General features: G+C 54.2%; 15 protein-coding genes and 1 other RNA gene. 4 read left to right on the top strand and 12 right to left on the bottom strand.

Translation table 11 applies throughout. The features are described from left to right. Positions 1-58 precede the first annotated feature (58 nt). Entirely contained in the window at positions 59-940 is an 882-nt protein-coding gene (locus tag ACXAG1_RS12020; protein ID WP_475119813.1) for a LysR substrate-binding domain-containing protein, read from the top strand. Here ACXAG1_RS12020 and ACXAG1_RS12015 read toward each other — a convergent pair. The 5 genes from ACXAG1_RS12015 to ffs form a co-directional block, all read right to left on the bottom strand. After that, complete coding sequence (locus ACXAG1_RS12015) at positions 923-1882, bottom strand: hypothetical protein (protein ID WP_475119812.1); 960 nt, start codon at positions 1880-1882, stop codon at positions 923-925. The two genes, ACXAG1_RS12020 and ACXAG1_RS12015, sit on opposite strands and share 18 nt — an antisense overlap. Next, positions 1866-2246 carry a PadR family transcriptional regulator gene (locus ACXAG1_RS12010; RefSeq protein WP_475119811.1) on the bottom strand — a complete coding sequence of 127 codons (381 nt, stop codon included), beginning with the start codon at positions 2244-2246 and terminating at the stop codon, positions 1866-1868. Before ACXAG1_RS12010 ends, ACXAG1_RS12015 begins: the two co-directional genes overlap by 17 nt. A 159-nt stretch (positions 2247-2405) precedes the next feature. Next, on the bottom strand, positions 2406-2876 hold the full coding sequence (locus ACXAG1_RS12005) for a Dps family protein (RefSeq protein ID WP_475092293.1): 471 nt from the start codon (positions 2874-2876) through the stop codon (positions 2406-2408). A 150-nt stretch (positions 2877-3026) separates the two neighbouring features. Next, the gene (locus ACXAG1_RS12000; protein ID WP_475119810.1) at positions 3027-4976 is read right to left on the bottom strand and encodes a M2 family metallopeptidase; all 1950 of its coding nucleotides are present in this window, start codon (positions 4974-4976) and stop codon (positions 3027-3029) included. 292 nt (positions 4977-5268) lie between these two features. Continuing rightward, an RNA gene (gene ffs / locus ACXAG1_RS11995) (signal recognition particle sRNA small type) lies at positions 5269-5365 on the bottom strand. A gap of 279 nt (positions 5366-5644) precedes the next feature. Between ffs and ACXAG1_RS11990 the strand changes: the two genes are divergently transcribed. Both ACXAG1_RS11990 and ACXAG1_RS11985 read left to right on the top strand, forming a co-directional pair. After that, positions 5645-6499, top strand: a complete 855-nt coding sequence (locus ACXAG1_RS11990) for a 6-carboxytetrahydropterin synthase (protein ID WP_475119809.1) — start codon at positions 5645-5647, stop codon at positions 6497-6499. A 3-nt stretch (positions 6500-6502) separates the two neighbouring features. Further along, a complete protein-coding gene (locus ACXAG1_RS11985) occupies positions 6503-7231 on the top strand; it encodes a 16S rRNA (uracil(1498)-N(3))-methyltransferase (RefSeq protein WP_475092290.1) in 729 nt (242 codons plus the stop codon). A gap of 184 nt (positions 7232-7415) precedes the next feature. Here ACXAG1_RS11985 and ald read toward each other — a convergent pair whose 3' ends face one another. Next, a complete protein-coding gene (gene ald / locus ACXAG1_RS11980; RefSeq protein WP_475092289.1) occupies positions 7416-8561 on the bottom strand; it encodes an alanine dehydrogenase in 1146 nt (381 codons plus the stop codon). Positions 8562-8792: 231 nt separating this feature from the next. Between ald and ACXAG1_RS11975 the strand changes: the two genes are divergently transcribed. Beyond that, on the top strand, positions 8793-9278 hold the full coding sequence (locus ACXAG1_RS11975; RefSeq protein WP_475092288.1) for an Lrp/AsnC ligand binding domain-containing protein: 486 nt from the start codon (positions 8793-8795) through the stop codon (positions 9276-9278). A gap of 66 nt (positions 9279-9344) precedes the next feature. Here ACXAG1_RS11975 and ACXAG1_RS11970 read toward each other — a convergent pair whose 3' ends face one another. From ACXAG1_RS11970 to ACXAG1_RS11945, 6 genes are all read right to left on the bottom strand, one after another. Further along, positions 9345-9809: an Mpo1 family 2-hydroxy fatty acid dioxygenase gene (locus ACXAG1_RS11970; protein WP_475092287.1), complete on the bottom strand. Its 465-nt coding sequence runs from the start codon at positions 9807-9809 to the stop codon at positions 9345-9347. Between the two features lie 195 nt (positions 9810-10004). Further along, a complete protein-coding gene (locus ACXAG1_RS11965; protein ID WP_475119808.1) occupies positions 10005-10235 on the bottom strand; it encodes a hypothetical protein in 231 nt (76 codons plus the stop codon). Then, the gene (locus ACXAG1_RS11960; protein ID WP_475119820.1) at positions 10235-11605 is read right to left on the bottom strand and encodes an RHS repeat domain-containing protein; all 1371 of its coding nucleotides are present in this window, start codon (positions 11603-11605) and stop codon (positions 10235-10237) included. The genes ACXAG1_RS11965 and ACXAG1_RS11960 overlap by 1 nt, the downstream gene beginning before the upstream one ends. Before the next feature lie 240 nt (positions 11606-11845). Then, positions 11846-12322, bottom strand: a complete 477-nt coding sequence (locus ACXAG1_RS11955; RefSeq protein ID WP_475119807.1) for a hypothetical protein — start codon at positions 12320-12322, stop codon at positions 11846-11848. A 188-nt stretch (positions 12323-12510) separates the two neighbouring features. After that, positions 12511-12783 carry an immunity protein Tsi6 family protein gene (locus ACXAG1_RS11950; protein ID WP_475119806.1) on the bottom strand — a complete coding sequence of 91 codons (273 nt, stop codon included), beginning with the start codon at positions 12781-12783 and terminating at the stop codon, positions 12511-12513. 2 nt (positions 12784-12785) lie between these two features. Beyond that, positions 12786-14411: a hypothetical protein gene (locus ACXAG1_RS11945; protein ID WP_475119805.1), complete on the bottom strand. Its 1626-nt coding sequence runs from the start codon at positions 14409-14411 to the stop codon at positions 12786-12788. Positions 14412-14530 lie beyond the last annotated feature (119 nt).

Raw genomic sequence — 14530 nt, 5'->3', positions numbered from 1 at the left:
TTATTTAATAAGTTTTACTTAACAGATAATCAGGGCCTACACGACGCAAAACTCCAGTATGAGCACCACCATCAAACAGCTGCGCGCCTTTGTGGCCGTGGCCAGAACCCGCAGCCTGGCGGAAGCGAGCGCACAGCTGCATGTGTCGCAACCGGCCATCTCCATCGCCATTCGCACCCTGGAGGAATCTCTGGGTGGCGACCTGTTCAGCCGCGAAGGTCGGCAACTGGTACTGACACCGGAGGGCACCGCTTTTGTGGAGCGCGCCCAGCAACTGCTGCACAACTGGGACAACACTCTGGATGCGGTGCAGCAGCGTTTCCGCCTGCAGCAGGGGCAACTGTCCATCGCCGCCATCCCCGCCTTTGCCCTGAACCAGCTGCCGGAATTGCTGAAGCAATTTCACCGGCAACACCCGGATATCAATATCGTGCTGGAAGATATCGTGATGGAGCGGGTGGTGAATGCGGTGCAGGAGGGGCGCGCGGAATTGGGTTTCAGTTTTCGTCCGGACGATCTGGGCAATCTGAGCTTCACCCCCATCGGCGAAGACCGCTTTATCGCGGTACTACCGGAGGGACACAAGCTACAGCGGAAAAAACTGGTGCGCTGGCGGGACCTGGCGCAGGCGCCATTTATCGCCATGAACCGGGGCTCTGCGGTGCGCCGCTGGACAGACGCCGCGTTTGGGGAAGTGCTCCCGCGGTTATTGTGTGAAGCAAACCAGCTCAGCACCATCGGCCGGCTGGTACAGAGTGGCCTGGGGGTTAGCGCGGTGCCTAGCTTATGTGAGGAGCAAATGCGCGCGTATGGGTTGGTGTGCAAACCTCTGGCGGAACCAGTGGTAACCCATGCGGTAGGAATTCTCGCGCGGGAAGCCGGCGCCCTTTCAGCGCCAGCCCAGGCATTTCTAGCCCTGGTGTCAAACACGCACTCCTGATGGTGAGCGCACCAGCCGGCGGATATTTTGAAACAGGTCCCACGCAGTGATCGCCACCACCACGCCGATGGCCACCTGCCAATTACCCTGGCTCGGTTGCCAGAGGTCACCGCCTTGCCACTGAATGGAAAAAGGCGCCTGCAGGCCCAGTAAAAATGCCAGCAGTATCAGCCAGTAAATATTCAGCGCCCCATCCATCAGCAAACGGACACGTGTCCAGAACGGGGAAATCAATTTGTACAGCGACAGCAACACGCTGGCGCCCAGTGCAATATTGAGCCATGGCAGCAACGCCATCATCTCCGGCGAGAGGACCAGTGCGTTACTTCCGCTACTCGCCGGCAGCAGCCAGAGATCGTTCAGCCACGCCATTGCCAACAGGGTTACGACAAATTCCACCGAGGAATCAAAGCGCTTGATGCGCCGGCCGCTGTCCACCACGTTCGGCATGGAGCGGGGATTCCAGTTGGCAAATACCTGACGGTTATTCAACCCCTCCCCGATGAGATAAAACACCAGTGTGACTGCAACAAAAGAATGCACACCACTTTCGTAGAGGCCGCTAAACCAGCCAATCGCGGCAGAAAGGAGATTGGGATTTTCGGTAAAATACAGGGAGCCGACCACATCAATCGCCGTCACCACCGCGATAATCAGAAAGGTCCACTTCAGCACCTGCAGGTACAGCGGAAATAGCGGTTCACTGACCAGTGCACGGCGCGGCTGATAGGCCGCCGCCACCGACATGGGGTGTCCCCTCTGCTTTAACAGGTCGAGAATTTCCTGCTCGCTGGGCGCACGCGCCAGGGACTCTTCCAGATCATCCCGCTGATCCTGTAGATCCGACAGCAGCTCATTGCCCACATCTTCGCGCAAGCGTGCCGGCAAATAGGTACGTACGTTATCCACGTAACGCTGCAACCAATCAGTGTGTGTCGCCATTCATTCCGTCTCCACTTTCCATACTTTCCATTTTGTCCGCCAGCTGGCCAATCACGTCGTTCAGGCTCTGCCACTCACTGCGCATGGCTGCGAGTGCGATCTCGCCAGTGTCATCGATCTGATAAAAGCGTCGCTTGCGGCCCTCTTCCTGCCGCCAGTCGCTGGAGAGCAGCCCCTGGTCTTCCAGCCGGCGCAGCAGCGGGTAGAGGGTGCCTTCGTCAATCTCCAGCCCTTGCTGTGCCAGCTTCTTGCGCAGGGAGTAGCCGTAGTGCGGCTCTCCCAGCGCGAGCAATACCGCAAGGGTCAGCGCCCCACGGCGTACTTCCATCACCATCCGCTGGAGTTTTTCCGGCGCTTCTGTCATCCCGTTTCAGTCCATACTGTGCATCACACAGTAATTACTGTGCACCACACAGTAATAAAGCGCAAGTGGCAATCGCAGATTGGAACCGCGGAAGAAAAGTTACGGGCACAAAAAAACCGGCCAGAGGCCGGTTTTTCGAAAGGGGGGGGGGAGATCTACTTACTGCGCGGTCGCCCGCAACATCCAGGCAGTCTTCTCATGCACCCGCATACGGTCGCCCACCAGTGCTGCGGTAGATTCGTCATCCGCATCCTGTGCCGCCTTCAGCACTTCGCGACAGGTTTTTACCACCTGCTCGTGGCCCTGGGTGAGGATCCGTACCATTTCTTCCGCTGCGGGCACGTCCTCAACCTCTTTAATCGAGCTCAACCCGGCAAACGCTTTGTAAGTACCCGGTGCAACCACATCCAGGGTGCGGATGCGCTCGGCAATGTCGTCCACCGCGGTCGCCAGTTCGGTGTAATGCTCCTCGAACATCAGATGCAGCTCCCTGAACAGACGGCCGGTCACATTCCAATGGAAATTGTGAGTCTGCAGGTACAGGGTGTAAGAATCGGCCAGCAAGCGCTTCAATCCCTCTGCAACCTGTTCGCGATCCTTCTCATTGATACCGATATCAATATTGCTCATTAGCAACCTCTTCTTGTGGTTCGAGTTCAATCCATAAAATCAGGACATAGCTAATACTATGGTCATAATCTGGCATTCAAACCCCAGGCCCCATTGACTGTGAATATATGGTCAATAGTGCCAGCCAATTGAATTTCTCACGCTGCCGGATTATTCCCACCCGCACTCGCGATCTTTATTCTGCTCTTGCAGGTACTCCATCAGCGGCTGGAAGTAATCCACTATGGCAGAGGCATCCAGCTCACGCTGACCGGTGAGCGCTTCCATAGCGTCGGGCCAGGGTTTGCTCGCTCCCATGGCCAGCATATTGCGCAACTTCTCACCGGCCGCCTTGTTTTTGAAGATGGAACAACGGTGCAGCGGGCCGGTTTCACCGGCGGCCTCGCACAGGGCGCGGTGGAACTGGAACTGCTGGATACGCGCCAGGAAGTAACGGGCGTAAGGGGTGTTACCGGGAATGTGGTATTTGGCACCGGGATCAAAATTGGCCTCGCTGCGCTCAACCGGCGCCTGAATGCCCTGATAATCCTCTCGCAGCTTCCACCACGCCTTGTTGTAGTCGCCCGGCTGCACTTCGCCGTTGAACACCTGCCAGCGCCACTTGTCCACCAACAGGCCAAACGGCAGGAACGCAATCTTGTCCAGCGCCTGCTGCATCAGGTACCCGATATCTTTGTCTTCACCGGGAATTTCATCCATCAGGCCGATTTCTTTCAGATACTTCGGCGTGATGGACAGAGCAATGGTGTCACCCACGGCTTCGTGGAAACCATCGTTCGCGCCCTCTTTGTAAAGGAACGGCTGTTTGTTGTAGATGCGCTGATAGAAGTTGTGCCCCAGCTCGTGGTGCACGGTAATCAGGTCTTCCCCGGTTTTATTGATACACATCTTGATGCGGATATCGTCCTGGCCATCCAGGTTCCAGGCGCTCGCGTGACACACCACGTCGCGGTCCCGCGGCTGTACGAACTGAGAGCGCTCCCAGAAAGTTTCCGGCAGCGGTTTGAAGCCCAGTGAAGTAAAGAATTTCTCCCCGGCCTTCACCATATCCTTTTCGCTCATGCCGGAATCCACGACCAGCTGGGTCAGATCATAGGGTGCTTCCATGTCGTCATCTTTCACGACGTCGTAGATATTGCCCCACTCCTGAGCCCACATATTGCCCAGCAGGTGCGCCGGAATTTTGCCGGTGGCCGGCGCAACATCATCGCCATAATGTTCATTCAGTCGCGCGCGCACATGACAGTGGAGTGCTTCGTACAGGGGTTTCACTTTGTTCCACTGATTGTCCATATCCGCGGCGAAGGCATCCGCGGGCATATCGTATTTGGAGCGCCACATGACACTGAGGTTGTCGTAACCCAGCTCCTTGGCACCGGCGTTGCCAATTTCTACCTGGCGTTCGTACAAAGGCTTCATCGGCGGCGACACCTTGCGCCAACCCACCCACAGCTCTTTGAGCAATTTCGGGTCGCGGCTATTGGCCATCATCTGGCCCATTTCGGTCAGGGTGTAGCACTTGTTTTCGCCGTCGTCGCTGGCAGCAGGCTTTTCGTCACCGAGCTTGTTATCCGGACAATACTTACCCGCCCCGTACATGCCCTGCATTTTCGAGCCGATCTGAGCCAGTTCTGCGGTCAGCTTGGGGTCATTGGGTGCAGGAAAAACCAGTCCCTGTTTGAGCATGGTGAGCATGCGGCGGGTTTCCGCGTCCAGTTCGACGTCGTCAAACTTTGCCGCTTCCTGGGCCAGCTCCACTGCCATGGAGGTGAAGCGCTCCATGGCCAGTGCTTCGGTGTACTGAGAGTCCACATTGATGTAAGTGGACGCCAACCAGCTGGCATGACTCGCCTCTTCCGACATCTTGGCCAATCGCTCTTGGGCATTATCCAGAAACGCCTTGGCAGCCTCGGCATCCAGCTGGTCACCATTACCGTCCCGACCCTGATCCCTGGCAACGGTGCCCGCATCGGTGGTATCCGCGCCGTAAGCGGCCTTGGATTGTGCCGCGGGTACTGGCGCTCCGGCATCCGGGGATTCTCGGTCACACCCCGCCAGGGTGAAGGTGGCAGCGGCGATTACCAACGCGAGCTTTTTCATCGGCGTCCTCTGATCATGAGTCATTATTTGACGTTATTTGGGGCCTAGCCCGGGCTGAGTGGGCGGCAACAAGAAAAAAGTCTGTCGCGGTTTTATAGCACAGGCTTCGCCCGTGCCGAGACGTTGACACAGTTCCTCAGAGGACTTCGGCACAAAATTCCCCGTAAAGCCACTGTACTGGAGAAATATTTCGCGAACAGTCGCGACGCACACTGGAACTGCCCAAAAACCGCGCAGGCTCAAGGCGAAATAAAAGCGATGGAAAAAGACTGGAGAGGGAAATTGGAGGCAGCCCAACCAGCACACCCCCGGCACATGATGTCACTGCTACCGTTGCTCCCTTCCGGGCCTGGCGGGGTTCACAGCTGATCATTGCGAGGAGACCGGAAGGGCCGCCACAACGCTCGAGCACACAGAATAGCACTGACGCTGGTACCAGGCTGTTTACTGCAGAAAATGCAATATCAGGTACCGCTGCACTCGAAGAGGGCGCGATTATAGAGACTCCTGGCGCCAGGTTCCAGCCCCTATTTCCCCCTATTCAATCCTCCGCGGATTTTCACCCGCGCCGCTCAAATTGCCAGGGCAAAAAAGCTATACTGTGCCGCGCCCGATCTGGGCCCGCTTTCTGCGACCTTACCGAGCCCTTCGATTTAACCGAGCCACATATGCACCTATTCGTCGACAGCCTCACCAATGTGGATTTCAGTTATCTCCACCACGCCCGGGGAATTGTGGGTGAAACCTGGCTGGCCAACGCCGCGCTGGACGGCGCTCTGGATCATCAGGGGATGGTATGCGATTTCGGCATCGTGAAAAAAACCCTGCGCAACTGGCTGGACGATGAGCTGGATCATCGCCTTCTGGTGCCGACTCAGTCGCCGCATATCGCCATCCAGCATGTAGGCGAGCAGCTGAATCTGGAATGGACACTGGCCGACGGCAAAACCATCACCGTCGGTGGCCCCGCGCAAGCCTTTGCTCTGGTGGAAGCGGAGTCCATCACGGCGGAATCCGTGGCGCGCTGGTGCGTCACCCAGCTGGACGGTGTTTTCCCCACCAGCGTGGATCAGCTCACCCTCGGCTTCAGCAACGAACAAATCGACACACCTTTCTATCACTACAGTCACGGCCTCAAAAAGCACGATGGCAACTGCCAACGTATCGCCCACGGCCACCGCTCCCGTATTCGTATCGATGTGGATGGGCAACGTAGTCCAGAGCTCGAAACCCTTTGGGCAGGACGCTGGGAAGATATCTATCTGGGCACCCGGGAAGATCTCATCAAGGAATCCGGCGAAGGTCAGGATACGCATCTGCACTTCGCCTACCAGGCCCAGCAGGGCGCGTTCACCCTGAGCATGCCTGCCAGCCGCTGTGAAATTCTCGGCTGCGACACCACCGTCGAACAGCTCGCCCAATATATTGCGGACGAGCTGGCCAAAGAAAATTCCGGTAAGGACATTACCGTGCGCGCCTATGAAGGCATCGGCAAAGGTGCCGTGGCCAGCGCCAGGCGGTAATCAATGAACCTGATTTTGCTTGCGCCGGAGGATTTTCAGTCCTCCACAGAGGCCTCTACCGAAGTGCTCCTGCGCGGCCGCCGCTTTCAGCATATGGCGGAAGTGCACCGCGCAGAGATTGGCGACCGCATGAAAGTGGGTGTCATCAATGGACAGATTGGCGAGGGCGAAATCACCGGCCGCGGCGAAGATCACATCGCCATGTCCGTCACCCTGCAACGGGATGCGCCCGCCCCCCTGCCGCTGACCATGATCCTGGCGTTGCCCCGCCCGAAAATGCTCAAGCGCACCATCCAGCACGCCACTGCGCTCGGGGTTAAAAAGCTCTACCTGATCAACGCCTACCGGGTGGAAAAGTCCTTCTGGCAAAGCCCGTGGCTTGAGGACGAAAAGTTGCGCGAGCAATGCATACTCGGCCTTGAGCAGGCGGTGGACACGGTTATGCCACAGATCGAGCTGCGCAAACGTTTCAAGCCGTTTGTGGAAGACGAGCTGCCGTCCATTGCAGAAGAATCCCTCAAACTGGTGGCACACCCGGTAACCGACGTACCCTGCCCTGTGGATATCCAGCAGCAGACTACCTTGGCGGTCGGGCCGGAAGGTGGCTTTATTCCCTACGAAGTGGAAAAGCTGCAGGAAATCGGCTTCCAGTCAGTACATCTCGGGCCGCGCATTTTACGTGTGGAAACCGCCCTCCCCGTATTGCTCAGTCGACTCTTCCCTGCCAGATAAATCTCTTCAAAACCGATTTAGAACGTCTTCACAAAATACCCCCCCGCCACAACGAAAAAAGCCGCGCTAAAAAGCGCGGCTGCAATGGCAGTCAGACACTGCCGGGTCTCACAGAGTGGGGCGTGGGGGCGCCCCAGAAGAGAACTGATAAAATTCAGTTCTGTACCACCTGAAAGCAAAAGCCTCAGGCAGCAACATCCGATTCCACAGCGGATTTCTGCAGAGCCAGTTTGGGATCCACGTATTCGTAACCCAGTACATCGGCTACGGCTTTGTAGGTCACCATACCAGCGTGTACGTTCAGACCTTCCAGCAGGTTGGCGTCGTCCAGCAGCGCCTGCTTGGCACCTTTGTTAGCCAGCGCTACCGCAAACGGCAGGGTGGCATTGTTCAGGGCCATGGTAGAGGTACGCGCTACACCGCCCGGCATGTTGGCAACACAGTAGTGCACCACGCCGTCGACCACGTAGGTAGGCTCTTGGTGAGTAGTTGCCTTGGAGGTTTCGAAACAACCGCCCTGGTCAATCGCCACATCCACAACTACCGCGCCTTTCTTCATGCGGCTGATGATGTCGCGGGTCAGCAGTTTCGGTGCTGCAGCGCCCGGGATCAGTACCGCACCCACAACCAGATCGGCCTCCAGCGAGTGGGATTCGATCGCATCATTGGTGGAGTATTCGGTGCGCACTGCGCCACCGAAGATATCGTCCAGCTGACGCAGACGCGGCAGGGAGCGATCCAGAATGGTCACGTCGGCACCCATACCCAGGGCCATTTTGGCCGCGTTGGTACCAACCACACCGCCACCAATAATCAGCACCTTGGCCGGGGCAACACCGGGTACACCACCCAGCAGAACACCCAGACCACCCTGGGCTTTTTCCAGGTGGTGCGCGCCGCACTGCACGGACATACGGCCGGCAACTTCAGACATCGGCGCCAGCAGCGGCAGGCCGCCAAAACGGTCGGTTACGGTTTCATAGGCAATACAGGTCGCACCGGATTTCACCAGCAGCTCGGTCTGCTTGGGGTCCGGCGCCAGGTGAAGATAGGTGTACAGCAACTGACCCGGGCGCAGCATTTCGCACTCGTGGGGCTGCGGCTCTTTCACCTTCACGATCATATCCGCAGTGGCGAAAATCTCTTCCGGCGTGTCGATAATCTTGGCGCCAGCCTGCTGGTACATTTCATCGGTGAAACCGATGGATGCACCGCCGTCTTTCTGCACGATCACCTCGTGACCGTGACCGATCAGCTCGCGCACGCTCGCCGGAGTCAGGCCAATACGGTACTCGTGGTTCTTAATCTCTTTCGGGACACCGATCAACATAACGTTTCTCCTCAATTACCCTGTAAGCGCCATTAGCTGCGCTCTTCTTTTGTTGGATTCCCGCAGTATAGGCGTCTCTTTAGAGTGGATTTCTGTAGATTTTCCAATACTATTAGTGGAATCCACTGGCCACATGGCGCAAAGACCGTTTTTTAGCCAGACAGAACCCAGCCGCGCGTTACAGCCAAGTCAAGCCCCGAGAAAGCGCACAGAAAAACCAAAAGGAAAACCATGAAACGACGTGCCAGTGAACTCAGCACCATTGACCGCAATATCCTGCGAGTACTGCAGAAAAACGGCCGCACCAGCTATGCAGAACTGGCCCGTCAGGTAGGTCTGACCGCCACGCCCTGTGTGGAGCGAGTCAAGAAGATGGAAAGTGACGGGGTTATCCAGGGCTACACCACCCTGATCAATCCGGAGTACCTGGACGCCGCGCTGGTGGTCTTCGTACAGATCCGCCTGAACCGCTCCGCCCAGGATGCCTTTGAGGCCTTCCGCAGCGCGGTGTCGGAGTTACCGGAAGTACAGGAGTGCTATCTGGTGTCGGGCAGCTTTGACTACCTGATCAAGGCGCGGGTGGCCGACATGAGCGCCTATCGAAGGTTCTATGGGGAAACATTACTGACCCTGCCGGAAGTGCAGGAGTGCACCAGCTATGTGGTGATGGAGCAGGTGAAAGAGACGCTGGAAGTACCGGTGCACTACAACCGGTAAAAGATTCCCCTTTAGGTAGGAATCGGAGCCCGCTTGCAGGCTCCTGAAGAGTACCCAGAGATAATATCAGTATTTGATTCCGAGCTTGCGGTACAGGAAGCCGATCACCCAGGCCGGGCCGATCAGCAGAAACTGGAGATCCTTGAAGAAAGAAGGCTTCTTGCCCTCAATATGGTGCCCCACAAACTGGAATACCCACATCACCACAAACAGCCCCACAGACCACCAGAGCACGCTCATGCCAGCTCGCTCCATCGCGCTGCAAGCACCGAGACAAAGCAGGGACAGTGCCAGCATACCCAGCCCCAGAGGGAAGGACATTGCCATATAGAAAAGTAGCGCCGGGATCAGCGTAACAACTGCCCAGTTCAGCCAGGGCAAGGAAGCCATCCACTCCGGCTGGGGAATGGACCAGAAAAGCCCCACTACCGTGAGGTAAATCAAAGGAACCGCCACCCAGTGGATGGCCTTGTTGGTGGAATTCTGGTGGCTCTCGCCGTATTCGCTGAACCACTGGTCTGCTGTACGCATGGTTTTCCCTCGCCTTGGTTGTTATTGGATTGGCTTTTGGGGATGGTACATTAGAACTCAATTAGACCAAGCGGTCATGACATGCAAGGTGTAGTGGTCAACTCTTTTTGGCCATTGACCAATTCCATGACGCCTACCAATCAGGCTTAGCCGATATTGAGCAAAAAATAAATCAATTTTTTCTGAGCAAGAATTTTAAAGATTCAAACCCTGAATTCTGCGCTCCTTAAATTTACCAGGATGATTTCTAATTGACTCCACAAGAGCATTTAATTTCCCACTTTCAACTTGGTTGGATTCATCTTCATTGAGTCTGATTACAGTTTCATACATGGCGCTAGTACCACATAAAACAGATAAGATCAAACCACCATCATCTTCATAAAGAGAAAAGCTCCAAGGCTCTTCTTTAATTTTTTTGATCATTACTTAATCCCACCTTCTGTATAAGACCCTTTAGGAATCTTATCAACAACTGCTTCTGAATAACCTGTTGGCAATTTGCCTCCGGCTAACCATTCGTCGTTAGCCCCCCACTCATTACCATTAGGAAAACGGAGGTTAAGACTATTTGGGTCAGATATATCAATTCGCTTTAATGTTTGACCCGACCATGAGCCAGACGGAATGCCCAACTCTTTTTCAATATAACTCACATCACCACCTGCTCTTTTGAGCAGGTCATCCATTTCAACCTTACTCATTACAAATTGCGAGTTATCAGGGCACCCCAGGATTTCTCTTCCAAAACGATTCAAAATATTTTCTGGCACCAAATATGACGCACCTCCTTCAAACTTCTGCAAATGTGCATCGATGTATGATTGAGGTAAGTATGTAGCAGGATCTGGCCTTTTGCCCTTCTCCATGGCCTGCACATTTTTCATCCGGGTATAGCTTTTTGCTGCTTCCGAACTATTCGAAAAATGACCTTTAGTGTCATTCTGGAATTGATTCCAGGAGGTTAGCTCTTTACATGTTAACCCTAAAGGGTCAATCCAAATAACGGGGCTCGGTCCGTAGGCATAGCTATTATCCCCACCTAAGAGCCCAATCGGGTCTTGCTGAGTAAACTGCCCTGTACCCGGATCGTAATATCGGTGTCGGCTATAATGCAGCCCACTCTCTTCATCAAAATACTGCCCCTGAAACCGAATCGGCTGGGCGATTTCTTCTCGGTGGGCGATGGCCAGGTTGCCGTAGGTTTTGTAGCTGACATTCCAGACCACGTCACCTTCAGCATTCGTCAGAGTGTCCGGAGTACCGAGATGGTCCAGGTGGTACTGGTATACCTCTCCATCCTCGCTTAACGCGACCGGTTTGAAGGTTTCCGGCTCGAAGTAGTAAGTGCGGGATTTCAGGTCCTGGCTGCTTTCGGAGTCTCGAGTGGTTTCCTGAAGCAGTACATCGCCATTCCACAGAAATTCGGTGGTAGTGCCCTGCCCCTGCTTGCGCACGCGACGACCGAGGGGGTCGTATTGGTATTGGGTTTCCGATTGAAGTTGTGGCTCGCCGGTATCATCCACCTTGTATTCCGCTACTGCGACAAGCTGGTGCTTGCTGTTGTAGCGATAGCGGGTCTGGAGTTTTTGGCTTTTGCCGCGCAGGGCCGCGGTGCGATTGCCGTGGATGTCGTATTCGTAGTGGGTGTCGCCGCGGAACTGCAGGCGGTTGCCATTTACCTGGGTACTGCTGGCCTGCTGCTTCGCTTCTTCCGCGCTGCCTGCCGCGGCGAGGATATTGTGCGCGGGATCGTGGACGAAATGTTCCGGGGAGGGGCCGTCTACCTGGGTCAGGCGATCCAGTGCGTCGTAGTGGTAGCTGCGGTTGCCGCGCAGACTGTCGTTGATCTGGGTGAGCTAGCCGCATCGGTTACAACAATAGCTACGCTCCAGCGAAGAGCGTTTATCGCCTGAGCGAGTTTAACTATGTGCTTGCCGACACTAAAGCAATCTATGTGTTCTTAAGTTCCACTATTTCACAAGAAAATTAGTTGAAAAACTAATCCTGGATCAGCCCCCAGTTTCAACTTGGCCCTAATTAACTTTTCGAAGGATATCTAAGATCCCTCCTTCCCGTAAGGCCGCATCTGTAATTTGCCTTTCCTGATATCCAAAATTTCTCCCATGAGGCTTCCTACTTAAATTTTTCCAAGAAATACCCTTTTGAAGTCTCGCACCACAGTTCATATCTCTCGATACCTTGATAATCTCGTTTTCGATCGATTTTTCAACATGATATACCCCTTCGGCTAGTCCACCTTCCTTAGAAGACGTCCAAATCATGTTCTCTACCGCATCGATAAACCAAGCCGCACTCGCTTTAGGATATTCGGCTTGAGCTATGCTCAGCCCTGGCTCATCTTCCTTTTGAAAGCTAAGAGCAGGAGACTTACTTATCACAAACAGGCGCGATTCAGGCAGCACAAAGAACAAACTCTCACCTTCAAACCCTATATTCTCCGCCTTCCCAATCAACTTATGGCCAGGCGGCAAATCACCAGTATGCAACATGATTTAACAGTCCTTGCCAAAGTGAAAAATAGGGGAATTATGCTATAGCCAAGAAAATATAGGAGAACTCATGATTATTAAAATCACACGTTAAGCCACCCTACACTGCCAATTAATAATCGAAATACCGATTATGAAATCGTGCCTCATAAAAGTGAGACATTAATTTAATTCCTTCGGAGAAATCTTCAAAAAAGCAACCTAGCGACGCGATTCAATTTCTCTTTGACTAACAGTTCCTCAGGGCTCGCAAACTCTCTTGATGACAATATTCCGAAGGTAAAAGATTTACCATTGGGAAGCTCATCAACTGGATTCTTCCCTACCCGAGCATTATCCCTTACAAATATCATCTGATTCTTAATAGAATCTAGAACCGGACTTTTTCCATACTTTGATTCAAGCTGATCAACAGCCTCCAACGCACGATCCGCACAATTTTCGACATCAGAATAATTCATACTTAATTCAGCCCATTCAAAGAGTTAACCAATGCCTTCGCTTCATCATTAATCACCAGCTGAACTCCTCCACCGGGGGTTTGCACTGGATTTTCCGGGTTAGTCCAGTTATCTAGTATTGGCCGGGAATGCGACTTAAGGCCCGTTCCTTTTGGCATTTTAAACTTTTTCGACATCCGCCCTTCACCGCTAATTCCTAGTTGGTCAGGAGACTGACCGCCTACGGGATCAAACCAATTACCAGGGTACCCATGACTTTTGACATGCTGATACATATCCTCCGGAGGTGGGAATGATACAATCTCTAGCGGCTTTTCGAAATCAACTCCACCCTCTGCCGCACCATCCAATGTGCCCAGCGCATCTGTAATTTGGTCTTCCGTGAATCCATTGTTTTCCATGTATTCCCTTGCAATCGAACGTCTCGCTCGAATCTGAGCAGGTGCATTTCCTGGCTTCTTCGCCAATTCGATATCACTTAGTGGTAGCGGTGCCGGCCTCTTGTCCCGCCCCCCTACAGGCTCATCCGAATATTTCGGGACAGAGACTACATCGCTATCTAAATCCGAAAAATTCGCCGCCGATGATTTGGCACCTCTTTTCATCTTCAATCGAAGACGCTGCTTCTGAAACTTCGCAAAATCCAGCATCAAATCGCCCACATCCTTAAAGCGGAACATTAAGCGAGCGTTTTTAGCCATGGACCCGACGGCGCCAACTCCGCCGGTAAATGCGGCGAGAACAATCGTCAGTACGATTTCAAAAACGCCGCCACCGGCAAATTCAGAAATTTCCAGGCTGTGTTGCGCCTTGACGTAATCCTTGGCAAAGCGGCCGATATCACTGCGTAACGTGGCATCGTCGTAGATCAGCTCGGCGATTTCAAAGGCCTGTTTTAGCTGCTCTGCGGTAATGGTGGACGGGTCGAAGCCGAGGACATCGACCACTTCTTTTTTCACTTCGCCCAGATATTCACTGCCGGATGCCTCGAAACTTCTGTCGTGCGCAATGTAGTCATATGTGGCACCGAGCATTTCGTACTGCACTCGAGTGGACCTGACCACCATCGCCACTTCGGCAACATCCTTGACCCACACGGCGAGCCCCCAAACCGCCTCGCCAAAGCCCTGGGCACCCCGAGCAATATGCGCGCCAACTTTTTCCAACTCACTGCGCTTTTCGTGTACCGCCTGAATGCGTGCGGCTTCAACGCGTTCTTCCGCAACTATTTTCTGCAGGGCGAGGCGAATCTTGTGGCGAATACCGGACTGGCGCTCTTCCAAAACCGCTTCGCCGAAGGGAGCCTCTTCAATCAGTATCTGGTGCTTGCGAACTGCGGTATACACCGCTTTGTGCTCGCTGGAAAAATGGGTAGGTACACCGGGAAATTCTGAGAGCAGGTGAGAGGCACCGCCGCCGAGGGTATGTGTATCGACCGAGCACTGAGCCCGATGAGCAAGAAACTGATCGTAAATCTGATCGAGCGCGGCGGGAGGGAAAGAAATCAGCAGCTCGGCAGCAGCGTCATTCTCGAAAACAGTACGAGCGCTTTGCCAGCCCTCAAGCACCCGAAACCGTTGGCCACGTTTATTTTCTACATACACCTGCATGAACTTTCCCTTTCCCATGCGCAAAAACACCAACACCAAGCACAAACCTGGAACGATGGTGCCACCTGCGCGAATCCTTAAGGGAGAAATTCTAAAAGAAGAGTGATGCCCGGCAAAGCCGGGCGCGAGATGAAATA

It is taken from the genome of Microbulbifer sp. ABE4_465 (assembly GCF_056160765.1).
The sequence above is the reverse complement of the archived record's forward strand: the minus strand, read 5'-3'. Positions and strand labels throughout refer to the sequence as shown.

What these genes read in the sequence shown, in the direction of transcription:
- ACXAG1_RS11945 (WP_475119805.1), bottom strand. Translation starts at nt 14,411, where the DNA reads ATGGGAAAGGGAAAGTTCATGCAGGTGTATGTAGAAAATAAACGTGGC.
- ACXAG1_RS11950 (WP_475119806.1), bottom strand. Translation starts at nt 12,783, where the DNA reads ATGAATTATTCTGATGTCGAAAATTGTGCGGATCGTGCGTTGGAGGCT.
- ACXAG1_RS11985 (WP_475092290.1), top strand. Translation starts at nt 6,503, where the DNA reads ATGAACCTGATTTTGCTTGCGCCGGAGGATTTTCAGTCCTCCACAGAG.
- ACXAG1_RS12000 (WP_475119810.1), bottom strand. Translation starts at nt 4,976, where the DNA reads ATGAAAAAGCTCGCGTTGGTAATCGCCGCTGCCACCTTCACCCTGGCG.
- ACXAG1_RS11965 (WP_475119808.1), bottom strand. Translation starts at nt 10,235, where the DNA reads ATGATCAAAAAAATTAAAGAAGAGCCTTGGAGCTTTTCTCTTTATGAA.
- ACXAG1_RS11990 (WP_475119809.1), top strand. Translation starts at nt 5,645, where the DNA reads ATGCACCTATTCGTCGACAGCCTCACCAATGTGGATTTCAGTTATCTC.
- ACXAG1_RS11975 (WP_475092288.1), top strand. Translation starts at nt 8,793, where the DNA reads ATGAAACGACGTGCCAGTGAACTCAGCACCATTGACCGCAATATCCTG.
- ald (WP_475092289.1), bottom strand. Translation starts at nt 8,561, where the DNA reads ATGTTGATCGGTGTCCCGAAAGAGATTAAGAACCACGAGTACCGTATT.
- ACXAG1_RS11970 (WP_475092287.1), bottom strand. Translation starts at nt 9,809, where the DNA reads ATGCGTACAGCAGACCAGTGGTTCAGCGAATACGGCGAGAGCCACCAG.
- ACXAG1_RS12015 (WP_475119812.1), bottom strand. Translation starts at nt 1,882, where the DNA reads ATGGCGACACACACTGATTGGTTGCAGCGTTACGTGGATAACGTACGT.
- ACXAG1_RS12010 (WP_475119811.1), bottom strand. Translation starts at nt 2,246, where the DNA reads ATGACAGAAGCGCCGGAAAAACTCCAGCGGATGGTGATGGAAGTACGC.
- ACXAG1_RS12005 (WP_475092293.1), bottom strand. Translation starts at nt 2,876, where the DNA reads ATGAGCAATATTGATATCGGTATCAATGAGAAGGATCGCGAACAGGTT.
- ACXAG1_RS12020 (WP_475119813.1), top strand. Translation starts at nt 59, where the DNA reads ATGAGCACCACCATCAAACAGCTGCGCGCCTTTGTGGCCGTGGCCAGA.
- ACXAG1_RS11955 (WP_475119807.1), bottom strand. Translation starts at nt 12,322, where the DNA reads ATGTTGCATACTGGTGATTTGCCGCCTGGCCATAAGTTGATTGGGAAG.